Below are 12195 nucleotides of genomic sequence, written 5' to 3'. Positions count from 1 at the left end.
GAACGCGCATGGCTAACGGCTGGTTACCTGCAATAACGCCTGCATCATTAGCATGGCCGAAGTCGCGCCGGGGTCCTGATGGCCAATACTGCGTTCACCGAGATAACTGGCACGGCCTTTACGCGCCTGCATGGTAATGGTGCTGGCCAGCGCCTGCTGCGAGCGTTCCACCGTTTGTTGCAATGCGTCCACCACTGATAAACCTTGCTGATTGGACTTTTCCAACTGATCCACAACAGCCCACCAGACATCGCACATGGTTTTATCACCGGGTTCTGCCTTACCGCGCATCACTACGCCCTCAACGCCGTCCTTAAACATTTGGCACAGAGCGGAAAGATCGAGGCTTTGTTTAGCATTAGTACTCTGCGCCGCTCGGATAAAGAACGTGCCAAACAGCGGGCCACTGGCTCCACCTACGCTGGATAACAACGTCATACCGGTGTTTTTCAGGATGAACCCAATATCTTTGTCTGCCACCGAAGGGAGCTTTTCGACCACTTTGTTAAAACCGCGATTCATGTTCAGCCCGTGATCACCATCGCCAATTTCAGTGTCTAGCTGAGTGAGGAAATCCCGTTGTTGAGTAAAAACCTCGGCGCATAGTTGCAGCCAATTGACGATATCTTGTTTGGTTAATCCCATTTTTTCCTCCGACATTTAACAACCCCAACGCAGCGCAGGAGTATTGACCGGTGCGTCCCACAGCGTGAGTAATTCATCATCCACTTTTAGCAACGTAATCGACATACCCTGCATATCCAGCGAAGTACAGTAAGAGCCAATCAGTTTACGTTCGACTTTCAAACCAAACTCGGCGCAGCGCGCGGCTAACCGATGCCAAACGCCGTACAGCTCAGACAGCGGCGTAGCGCCCAGATTATTCACCAGCACCACGACTCTATCCCCTGCCGCCAACGGCTGTTTGCTCTGACGAGTTTCCTGCCAATCGCCCAGCTGGCGATCCCAGTGGCGCAACGTGCGTTGATACTGTCCGTGTTCGATCAACGTCTGGAACATTGCGTCAACGGTGCTATCCAGGGAGGTAAAGGAACGGCGTTCAATGCCCGGCTCGCCGTGGATACCCACGCCAAACTCCATTTCATTTTCAGCCAAAATAAAGGACGGTTTACCCGCCGCAGGCACCGTACAGGCTCCCAAGGCAATCCCGATGGAATGTCCCTGATTATTGATTTTTTGTCCTAACGCCACGCATTCATCCAGTGAATCACCGCGTTCGGCGGCAGCACCTAATAATTTTTCGATCAGCACCGTATTAGCGACGCCACGGCGTCCGGCGGTGTACAGGCTGTCTTTTACCGCGACATCGTCATCAATCACCAGCGTGGCGACGGCGGTGCCTTCGCTGTGCAGCAGTTCGGCTGCGGTTTCAAAATTAAGAATGTCGCCGGTGTAGTTCTTTATCAGCATTAACACGCCTTTCCCGCCGTCGATAGCCTGACCGCACTCGAACATTTGATCCGGCGTTGGCGAAGTAAAAATCTCACCGGGACAGGCACCGTCCAGCATTCCTGCACCAATAAAGCCGCAGTGCATCGGTTCATGACCGCTGCCGCCACCGGACATCAGCGCCACTTTGCCTTGTACCGGCGCATCTCGGCGAGTAATAAACAGCGGTTCCTGATGCAGAGTCAGTTCCGGATGCGCTTCCACTAAACCTTGAATTTGTTCCTGTAAAACGCTTTCAACGCTATTAATCAGTTTTTTCATGCTGTGCTCCATAAAGAGGCTCGTTTACCCGTGTGGGGCAGAACCGAGCGACCCACAGGCGGCCCGGTTCGTTATCACAATGAATTCAACTTAGTTGAGGAAAGCGCGCCCCAGCCTATCGGCAACCAAAATCGCCGCGTAAACACTGTCCGGCGTAACGGCAAACGGCATATTGTGGATGGTTTCACCCTCGGCACAGCTGGCTTCGGCCACTGCGCGGATTTTCTTTTCGATATCCTGATGAACGCCCATTTCGCCCAGCGTGATGGGTAACCCCAATTGCTGACAAAAATCGAGTACGGTTTCAATTTGCTCCATGCTGCTGTTTTGCAGCACCAACTGTGTCAGCGTACCGAAAGCCACCTTCTCGCCGTGATACAGGTGGTGGCACTCTTCCAGTACGGTAAAACCGTTATGAATGGCATGCGCCGCCGCCAGACCGCTGCTTTCAAAACCAATGCCGCTCAGGTAAGTGTTGGCTTCAATAATGCGTTCTACCGCTTCGGTAACCACACCGGCTTCTACGGCCAGCTTAGCTTTGTAACCTTCCGTCAGCAGCGTGTCGTAGCACAAACGCGCCAACGTCACGGCGGCTAGCGTTGAGGCTCCGCCCGCCATACTGATAGCTTTGGCATCAAAACAGGCTTGTGCTTCAAAATAGGTAGAAAGCGCATCCCCCATACCGGCAACTAATAAACGCACCGGTGCTTTGGCGATAATCGCGCTGTCCATCAGAACAATATCCGGATTTTTTGGATAAATAAGATATTCAGCAAACTCCCCTTCTTCGGTATAAATCACCGACAGGGCGCTGGTTGGCGCATCGGTTGAGGCAATAGTTGGCACTACGACCACCGGAATATGTTGATAGTGGGCGATGGCTTTCGCCGTATCCAGGGTTTTACCGCCGCCGATACCGATCACTCCGTTACAACCGTGTTTTTTCAGCTCTACGGTCAGGCGTTCAATTTCCTTACGAGAGCATTCGCCGCGGAACTGGCTGAAGTGATATTTAACATCGCTGACCTGCAGGCTGCTGCCAACGGTATCCGACGTGAGTTTCATGACGAAGTCATCGGCGATGACGAAATAGTTATTTGCCAATAGCTTAGCGAACTCACCAATAGACTGAAGTGCGTTAGCGCCTTGTATATATTTAGACGGAGATTGAATGACTTTAAGCATATCTGGCTCCTGAAGCGTAAATGTATTTTAGAAGGTGGCGTCTCGGGTCAGCATCGGTCTTTGGCGGGAGACGGTTTTACTTTGGCTAAAACCACTATAGAGCGAGAAAAACCGTTGAGTAACCGGCAGGGAAAACGTTCCATTATGAAACCACCAATGGAAATTCGAGTTTCATTGTGAAACAAAGAGGGTTGTTAATTCAGTTAATAAGAGAGCTGGCGCACAGATGGGAAAATCGAGGAACGATAAAAAAGCGTTTTTATAAACAAGGTTCTGACCACAGCCGAAAAAAAACCGTCCATCGGACGGTTTTTTAGCTGAAAAAATACATTACTCGGTAGTCGGCTGCGGTTTTGGCTCTGGATTCATACAGCTGTAAATCACCGGCAATACCAGTAAAGTCAGTACCGTTGCAAAACCCAGACCGAACATAATCACCACCGCCATACTTTGGAAGAACGCATCGCTCAGCAGCGGCGCCAGCCCCAGAACCGTGGTAAAGGCCGTGAGCATAATTGGCCGTAAACGGGCGGTCGAGGCATCAATAATGGCATCCCGCAGCGGTTTTTCCTGTCGCTGTAGGCTAATTTCTTCTACCAATACGATCCCGTTACGAATCAACATACCGCTCAGACTTAATAGACCAAGTAACGCCATAAAACCAAAAGGAATTCCGGTTAATAGGAAACCAACGGTCACGCCAATCAAAGCTAAAGGCACCGTTAGCCAGATAGCCAAAGCGTTACGTACCGAGCTAAACATCAGCACTGTAACGACAAACATGATAATGAAGGCGATTGGCAAGCTGGTGAAGATCCCCTGCTGTGCCTCTTTCGTACTTTCGTAATCGCCTCCCCACTCCAGTTCATAGCCCGACGGCAGTTTGATCGCTTCGATATTCGGCCTGATCCGCTGTAACAACTCGGCGGAAGTTTCCCCGCCTTCCGATGTTGGATCGGTTTGCACCGTTAACGTGCGTTTACGATCCAAACGCATAATGAGCGGATCTTCCCATTCGGTTTCAAAGCTGGTGACAACGTTATCGATAGGAATAAACGCCTGACGCGCTTGGCTCCATACCATGACATCGTTGAGCCTTTCTGCGTTCAACCGCTCGGCGTCCGGTGTCCGAAGGACAATCGGCATCAACCGCGTACCATCCCGATACAACCCGACCGGCAAGCCGCCAAAGCTCATCCGCAGAGTGCTATCCACTTCACGCTTATCTACGCCCAGTTCACGCCCCAGATAGTCTGAGAATTGCGGACGGATCATTTTGCTGCGATCCTGCCAATCATGACGCGCGCCATCAGCCAGAGGATCGGCCACAATCACTTTTTCGGCCTGCGTAGCCAGAGATCGCAATACGTCCGGATCTGGCCCGTTAAATCGCGCTTCGATCGCGCTGTTATTGGATGGCCCGAACATGATGCGCTTCAACCGCGCATTCACCTGCGGGTATTCATCCTGCATAAATTGTTCGGTTTCTTCGATCAATCCGGGAATGCGATTCAACCGATCGGTACGCACCATAATTTGCGCATAGTTAGCATATTGCCGCTCGCCGTTATAGGTCAGCATAAAGCGCATCGCGCCCTGACCAATAGTGCCAACGGTATCGGTAACGCCCTCCTGCTCCTTGATATGCTTTTCTACTTCCGCCGCGATGCTTTCGGTATAGCTAATATCCGTGCCATACGGCAGCCATAAGTCGACAAAAAAGATCGGCGTATTCGAAGGCGGGAAAAAGCTCTGCCGCACGCTACCAAAGCCGTAAATAGACGCCACCAGCATCGCAGTCAGTACCACCAGCGTGATGCTGCGATGCTGCAATAGCTTATTCAACACCACCCGATAGTTACGGAATAACCAGCCGTCATAAGGCTGCTTAACCGGCTTATCTTCATCAACCGGAGCCGATTTTTGGTTTTGGAAGGCCCATTTGGCGAATACCGGGGTTAAGGTCAGCGCCGTGAACCAACTCAGCATTAACGAAATCAGTAATACTTCAAACAGCGAGCGGCAATATTCGCCGGTGGAATCATTTGATAAACCAATAGGTGCAAAGGCCAGAATCGCGATGATCGTGGCGCCCAGCAACGGGAACATCGAGCGCTTCACCACTTTACTGATCGCGGTGAAAATATTATCTCCCCGCTGGCGCCCAACCAGCACTCCCTCCACCACCACGATGGCATTATCCACCAACATACTGAGGGCGATAATTAATGCACCAAGGGAGATACGCTGCAATTCAATATTAAACAACCACATAATCAATAATGTCCCCAGCACGTTCAGTGCCAGAGAGAGCGCGATAACAATGCCGCTGCGCGCGCCCATAAAGATTAATAAGGTAACGACCACGATCAGTAACGCCAGCAGGAAGTTGAGGATAAAGCCGTTTACCGCGCCTTCCACTTCATGAGACTGATCGTAAAAAATACTGATGTGCATGCCGGATGGCCGTTCAGGCTCTAGCTGCGCTAACCGCAATTTAACGGCATTCCCCACCGTGACGACGTTGACGTTAGGCGCAAAAGAAATCCCCACCCCCAATGCAGGCTGACCATTCGCACGATAAATATTTGTAGGCGAATGAGTCACTCCCTGAGTCACGGTGGCAATATCACGCAAATAGACGCTTTTCGGGCTGCCCGGCTGGCTGACCAATAAGTTTCCCAATTCCTGCACGCTATTAAATTCACCGGTTGGATGCAGGCGGATCGATTCGCTGCCAACCAACAGTTGCCCGGAGTTGGAAACCACGTTCTGGCGACTCAGCAAATCCGATAAATGCTGCGGAGTAATACCGGCGGCGGTCATCTGCGCCCGCGAAATATCAATCTGAATTTCTTCCGGTAAAATGCCGGCAATAGCGACTTTCCCAACGCCGTTAACCAGTACCAACTCGCGGCGTAATTGCTCGCCAAAATTACGTAAATCCTGATTGGTGTAGCCCTCTCCCGATAGCGAGAAGAAGAAACCATATACATCGCCAAAATCGTCATTAACCAGCGGCGTACCGGCCCCAGGAGGCAAACGGGCGCTGTTATCACTGATTTTTCGGCGTAACTCATCCCAGATTTGCGGCAGTTCGTTCGGCCCGTATTGGGAACCTACGTTGACGGTAATTTGCGATAAACCGGCGCTGGAGATTGACCTGACGTTATCGACGTAAGACAGCTCCTGGATGGCATTCTCCAGCGGCAGCGTCACCTCCTCTTCCACCTGCTGCGCCGAGGCTCCTTCGTAGCGAGTGACTACCACCGCGGTTTTAATGGTAAAAGCCGGATCTTCCAAACGGCCGATATTCAGATAGGCAATAAGTCCGCCAATTCCTAGCAACAGAATCGTTAGCCAGATTCGCGTGTTATTGTTGATGAAATTGTCCGTTAGCTTCATTACAGACCCCGCTCACGGACCCACGCCCGCACCAACTGCTGTGGACGAAGCTCGCTGGTACCGGCGGCAACAATCTGCTCACCGTCGTTCAAACCCGAAGTAATCCGGATACCGTTGGCCATCAGCTGCCCGACCTGCACTTCCCGTTCTTCAACGTGGAGCTGGCCTTTATCCTCTTTAACTACCCAAACTCGCGCATCATTGAGCTGGGTGCTATCGGGATTAAATACCGCTTCTACCGGCACAATAATCGATGCGTTCGTCGAACCAGTTAATTTATGCGTATTGATACGAACGCTACCGCTGATGCCAGACAACAGCGGTAAGTCCGGCGGACGTTTCATGGTCAGCGTCACCTGGAAAGTCATGGAGCCAGCGCTGGTGGAGGTAGTGTGCTCTTTATATTCGGCCAGGAATTCCCGATCCGGTAAATGGTTTAAACGCACCGTAGGGTGATAATCCTTGTTACCAATATCCAATGCGGTAAATAAACGTTCCGGCACGCTAAATACCACGTCCAGCGTATCCAGTGCGCTCAAGGTCGCAACCACCTGCCCCGGGGCCATGACCTGATGATTACGCGCGCTAACGTTAGCAATCACACCGTCAAAAGGCGCGCTGATGGTGGCATCACTCAGCTCTTTGCGAGCGATATCCAGCGCTGCCTGAGCGGATTCCAGCTCGGCTCGGCGAATATCCAGCTCAGCGCGAGAAATGGCATTGCGCCCTTGCAAGGTATTAAAACGATTGAACTGATCGCGAGCCAGATTAAACGCCGATTGGCGATCCCGTACTCTCAAGGTCAGATCGGTGTTATTCAACATCGCAATATTCTGCCCTTTCTTAACCTGTTCACCTTCTCGCACCAGTAATTGCTGAAGCTGTCCCGCACGTTTAAATGACAGTTGCGTTTCATCCCCAGCCTGCAATCGCGCCGGGAAATAACGCACGCCGTTCTGGCCGCTGTCTTCAACCGTAAATATTTTTACCGGGCGCACGCTTTCCATCACTTCAGGCGCAGGTTTATCGCAGCCAGCCAATAACAGCGTTGCCAACAGAGTCACTACAATTTTTGTCTTCACTATAAAGATCTCGTTCAATCAAATATTGGGGTTGCAATTGCGCAACAGCGGTTGAAACGCACCAGCAAAAATCGGGTTAAAAAGTGAAAATATGATGACATTGTGGTTAGGATTAGCCGCAGATAGCTTCGCAACGACAGAAACAAACGGCCTAACATCATCAGATTTACATTCTGTTTATCCCTTATCTCAGCGCCCATTGACTGCGTTCTTGCTATCGGTTTTGTTATCGGTTTTTTTTATCACTTTGCGAATCAGCTTATTCATCAGCGTTAGCAGAACTCCGCCAGTCAACATGCCCAAAAAGTAAATCAGGACGATCAGCACGGACAAGGGCAAGGTTATCTCATTAAAGAGTAGCGATACCTGAACGGCGCCGCTGTTCTGAAAGGCAAAAAGAGTGGTTAATGTGACAATTAACAGAAAAAGTACCGTATAAACGTATTTCACAGTGCCGTCCTTTTCTAAAAATCTATTACGTCGCCCAAAACACTCGGCGATTTTAAATACAGATAGCCGACAGCAAACCAGCGTGATAACACTGTCCACTCTCGACTATTTTTTAAGAGCACTGTCGCCAGCTGGCGAGAACCGTTCCGCAGCTGGCGGTTATCAGCAATTAAAAATCAACGGCATCGCGGATAAGCGGGCAAGTCATACAGTGACCGCCCCCGCGACCACGGCCTAATTCACTGCCCACAATTTCAATCACTTCCACCCCTTCTTTACGCAGCTGAGTGTTGGTTTTGGTATTGCGATCATACGCCATGACCACGCCCGGAGAGATGGCGACCATATTATTGCCGCTGTCCCACTGCTGGCGCTCAGTGTCGTAATCGTTGCCCTCAGTTTCCACAACTCGTAGTTTTTTCAGATTGAGCGCACCGGCTACCGCGTCAACAAAGGTGCCTTTATCTCGGCTCAGCTTCATGCCAGTCGGGCCATCATCCGGACGTAGTGAGAAAGTCTGGATCTGATTAACAATCGCCGGGTAAAGCGTCACCACATCGCGATCGCAGAAGGTGAAAACCGTATCCAGATGCATGGCAGCGCGCAGCTTCGGCATCGCCGCAATCATCACGCGCTCAACCCCAGATTTCTTATTGGAAAACAGTGAAGCTGCCAGTTGCGTAATCGCCTGATGGGAAGTTCGCTCGCTCATACCAATCAGGACGGTTTTATTCCCAATCGGCATCACATCGCCGCCTTCCAGCGTGGCTGAACCGTGGTGCTGAGTCGGATCCCCCCACCACACATTGATATCGGCATTGGCGAAATCAGGATGGAATTTATAAATCGCCGTAGTCAGGATGGTTTCTTCATGGCGAGCAGGCCAGTACAGCGGATTTAACGTCACGCCGCCGTATATCCAACAGGTGGTATCGCGGGTGTATAAAGTGTTTGGCAACGGCGGCAGTAAATACTCGGTAATACCGACGGCTTCACGAATCAGCTTCAATTCTTCTTTGTCGCACTTACCCACTTCGTGTAATTCACGCGTAGATAAACCGCCAATCAGAAACTCAGCCAGCGTTCGCGGATCCAAACCTTCGAGGAAACTGCGGGTTTCATGCAAAATGCCTAACGAAACTTCATTAGGTACAATTTGCTGATCCAAAATCCATTTTTTTGCCACCGGATTATGCAGGGTCTCAGTCAGGAGATTGTGCATTTCTACTACGTCCACGCCTCTTTCACGCATTTTGGTCATGAAATCGAAATGGTCGCGCTTGGCTCTTTCTACCCACAAAACATCATCAAATAATAATTCGTCACAGTTACTTGGTGTCAGACGGTTATGGGCTTTACCCGGCGCGCAAACCAGAACTTTGCGTAAAGTACCAACCTCTGAATGTACGCCGTAAGCGCCTGACTTCTTGGTTTTCTTATCCGACATAATAGCTCCAGTAAATTATATGGTGATGATTCCGGTGAAAATGCTATACAGCGCGACCGCCGCTGCGATAATCACGATGGCAAACAAGATTTTTTCAGCGCCATTAAAGACTTTCTGATGCTGCTCGCGTTTCGCCATAATGAACAGGATGGTACCTGGACCGTAAATAATGGCGGACAACAGCAGATATTTCATGCCACCGGCGTACAACATCAGCGCCGCGTAGAAGGTGGCGATCAATGCAAAAATCAGATCTTTTCGATGGCCTTTAGCATTGGTTTCGTAGGTTTCGCCGGTCCAGGCTAATTTCAGACCGTAAGCACCCACGAGCAGATAAGGAATCAAAGTTAGAGAACTGGTTAACTCCAGTGCCAGTTGGAAGGCATAATCGGTAAATAGCGTCAGAACTAAGAATATTTGCACAAAAATATTGGTCAGCCACACCGCAGCGGAGGGTACTGCATTACTATTTTCCGTCGCAAATATTCTTGGCATACTGTTACTTTTGGCCGCAGAAAAAAGCACTTCGGCCGCCAGCAATGACCAGGATAAATAAGCACCGAGCACGGAAATAATCAGTCCGACGCTGATAAATATTGCGCCCCAGCGTCCTACTATGGCTTCTAATACACCGGCCATGGAGGGTTGACGCAGAGCGGCTAAATCAGGTCGCAGCATGACGCCGTAAGACAGCATGGTGATTAATACCAGCAGACACAGCACGCCAATAAAGCCTAAAACCGTCGCAATACCAACGTGACTGCGTTCTTTAGCGTAACGTGAATAAACGCTGGCACCCTCAATGCCCAGGAACACAAATACCGTGACCAGCATGGTACTGCGCACCTGCGAGAATAGTGATTCAGGCTCGGCTACCACGGTGCTCATTGCCGCCGCCGCGTGGCCAACGTAGCCATAATCATTAAGATGAGATAAATCAGCCCCTTTAACGACATCCGGCGTTCCCCAGAAGTTCAGCGCAAAGACATCGCCTTTAAAGGCAAAAATCAGAACGATAACAAAGATAAAGATTGGGATAATTTTCGCGAAGGTGGCAATGGTATTTATCGCTGCGGCTTCTTTAACTCCGCGTAATACCAGAATATGGAAGCCCCACAAGATCACCGAGGCGACTAATACCGCCGGAATAGTATTACCGTCACCGAATATTGGGAAAAACGCGCCTAGGGTAGATTTGATCAACACAAAATAAGAGACATTACCAATACAGGTACCGGCCCAAAAACCCAGGGCTGAGGCGAATCCTAGATAATCTCCAAAACCTTCTTTAGCGTAAATGAATACGCCGGAATCCAGATTAGGTTTGCGCTGCGCTAACGTTTGAAAAACGAAAGCCAGCATTAACATACCGCCACCGGCGATACACCAGGCAATAATGGCGCCGAATCCACCCGTTGCTCGTCCGAATGTCGCTGGCAGGGAGAAAATACCCGCGCCAATCATCGAACCAACTACAAGAGAAGTCAGTGCGGGTAACGATAGTTTATTCGCTGATGAGTTTGCCATGATTCTCTCAATGACGTTGGATAGGTTAATAAATGTAGATTCTGTTTAGGCGATCAGCAGAATCAACCTGAACCAGCTCAGGAATAGAAATACATCTTTATCATAGTCAGATTTAAAACTATTGCGTAATATCCCGAAAGTAGGCTGGATTTTTCAAAATGTAAATCATTGAAAAAATTATCACACATATTACAAATGGCCAAAAGTGATCCACATCATGATTTATGATTACTATCAATCAACGAATTACGCATCACATTAAATTTATTAGCCAATTTCACCACAGTGTTTTGATTTCCTTATAATCACCGCGCATTAAATTTTAATGACAAAGAATCAGATAACTCTGCCAATTCAAAACAAATAAACCCCGCCTTGATATTAGGTATTACACCATCTATGATTAATAGTTAGATCGGTAAAGCAAAATGATAAAAATACAATAAAATCAATAAATTAATAAAAAACAAACCATGGAAAATAAATTTTTGTTAATCCTTGCTATCCCTGAGGTTTTAACGTTAAAAATGTAGTGATAACCACACTACAGACTCAATCTTATTATGAGTGTTTAAAAATAAAAACATCCTGCTTAAAACTCCTATATTCATAAGCATTCTATTGCCAAGAGCAAATGAATAGAGTCAGGCAATAATAGGATTATTCCTATAACAGATAGTGACTGTTAATTCGAAAAAAACCGCACACCAATAACACATGTTATTATCATGTTAAGTGCTTTAAGTTACATTTATCCACTTATAAATAATAAATACTCATTTTCTATGCATTAGATTCTCACAACATTGGAGTCGGTCAAAAGCAAATCAAGCAGCATAAAAACCCACCGCAAACGTCTAATTAAAATATATAAACTAAAAAATGAGTATTTATTTTCCACAAATTCATTTTCACTCGGCTGTACAGAAAACAAACTAATTATTATTTATCAATATATCCATCACCAATGCTTAGTCATGATTCATTCATTTAAATATCGCCATCTTGATAGAAAAAAGTAAATTAAATTATTTTTCACCTGTTTTTTATTCACAAAAAATCAAATAAAAAACCGATAATATAGAGATCGTGATGGCTTGTTAATTTTTTTACTGTTTATTTTGTATAAATTATTAGCATTATTTAATGAATTATCTATATTTTCCTAAAGCTACTCAACTATTACACTTTAAGCTGATCAAACCTCTATTTTTTCTGAGAAAATAATCCATATACAGACAGCGGAGACAGAATATAATGTAATTCCGTTAGCTTCAGATATGTCATCAAACAGTCTTATTTACAGTACAAATTTCATACTACCAAGTTATTATTCTACTCACCAAAATTCTGCACTATAAATGCAAA

At 48.0% G+C, this 12195-nt stretch carries 8 protein-coding genes; all 8 read right to left on the bottom strand.

All coding sequences use genetic code 11. The features are described from left to right. Positions 1-12: 12 nt before the first annotated feature. The 8 genes from dhaL to ACQ4OC_RS07170 all read right to left on the bottom strand — a co-directional run bounded on the left by dhaL (position 13) and on the right by ACQ4OC_RS07170 (position 10827). Positions 13-645 (bottom strand): dihydroxyacetone kinase subunit DhaL, encoded by a 633-nt coding sequence (gene dhaL / locus ACQ4OC_RS07205; protein WP_430971094.1) that lies wholly within the window; start codon positions 643-645, stop codon positions 13-15. Positions 646-660: 15 nt separating this feature from the next. Further along, the gene (gene dhaK / locus ACQ4OC_RS07200) at positions 661-1731 is read right to left on the bottom strand and encodes a dihydroxyacetone kinase subunit DhaK (RefSeq protein WP_064516251.1); all 1071 of its coding nucleotides are present in this window, start codon (positions 1729-1731) and stop codon (positions 661-663) included. Between the two features lie 90 nt (positions 1732-1821). Further along, a complete protein-coding gene (locus tag ACQ4OC_RS07195) occupies positions 1822-2916 on the bottom strand; it encodes a glycerol dehydrogenase (protein ID WP_064516249.1) in 1095 nt (364 codons plus the stop codon). 330 nt (positions 2917-3246) lie between these two features. Continuing rightward, complete coding sequence (locus tag ACQ4OC_RS07190) at positions 3247-6321, bottom strand: efflux RND transporter permease subunit (RefSeq protein WP_064516247.1); 3075 nt, start codon at positions 6319-6321, stop codon at positions 3247-3249. Then, the gene (locus ACQ4OC_RS07185) at positions 6321-7403 is read right to left on the bottom strand and encodes an efflux RND transporter periplasmic adaptor subunit (protein WP_064516244.1); all 1083 of its coding nucleotides are present in this window, start codon (positions 7401-7403) and stop codon (positions 6321-6323) included. Before ACQ4OC_RS07185 ends, ACQ4OC_RS07190 begins: the two co-directional genes overlap by 1 nt. Before the next feature lie 189 nt (positions 7404-7592). Next, the gene (locus ACQ4OC_RS07180) at positions 7593-7853 is read right to left on the bottom strand and encodes a lipopolysaccharide assembly protein LapA domain-containing protein (protein WP_064516242.1); all 261 of its coding nucleotides are present in this window, start codon (positions 7851-7853) and stop codon (positions 7593-7595) included. Between the two features lie 169 nt (positions 7854-8022). Then, positions 8023-9300, bottom strand: a complete 1278-nt coding sequence (gene arcA, locus ACQ4OC_RS07175) for an arginine deiminase (protein WP_064516240.1) — start codon at positions 9298-9300, stop codon at positions 8023-8025. A gap of 15 nt (positions 9301-9315) precedes the next feature. Further along, a complete protein-coding gene (locus ACQ4OC_RS07170; protein WP_064516238.1) occupies positions 9316-10827 on the bottom strand; it encodes a basic amino acid/polyamine antiporter in 1512 nt (503 codons plus the stop codon). Positions 10828-12195 lie beyond the last annotated feature (1368 nt).

The organism is Yersinia sp. J1, assembly GCF_050586585.1.
In the GTDB taxonomy this organism is placed as follows: Bacteria; Pseudomonadota; Gammaproteobacteria; order Enterobacterales; family Enterobacteriaceae; genus Yersinia; species Yersinia entomophaga.
This window is presented reverse-complemented; position numbering and strand designations above follow the sequence as displayed.

Excerpts from the sequence above, each read along its gene's own strand:
- dhaK (WP_064516251.1), bottom strand. The coding sequence starts at position 1,731 with ATGAAAAAACTGATTAATAGCGTTGAAAGCGTTTTACAGGAACAAATT.
- ACQ4OC_RS07195 (WP_064516249.1), bottom strand. The coding sequence starts at position 2,916 with ATGCTTAAAGTCATTCAATCTCCGTCTAAATATATACAAGGCGCTAAC.
- ACQ4OC_RS07190 (WP_064516247.1), bottom strand. The coding sequence starts at position 6,321 with ATGAAGCTAACGGACAATTTCATCAACAATAACACGCGAATCTGGCTA.
- ACQ4OC_RS07170 (WP_064516238.1), bottom strand. The coding sequence starts at position 10,827 with ATGGCAAACTCATCAGCGAATAAACTATCGTTACCCGCACTGACTTCT.
- dhaL (WP_430971094.1), bottom strand. The coding sequence starts at position 645 with ATGGGATTAACCAAACAAGATATCGTCAATTGGCTGCAACTATGCGCC.
- arcA (WP_064516240.1), bottom strand. The coding sequence starts at position 9,300 with ATGTCGGATAAGAAAACCAAGAAGTCAGGCGCTTACGGCGTACATTCA.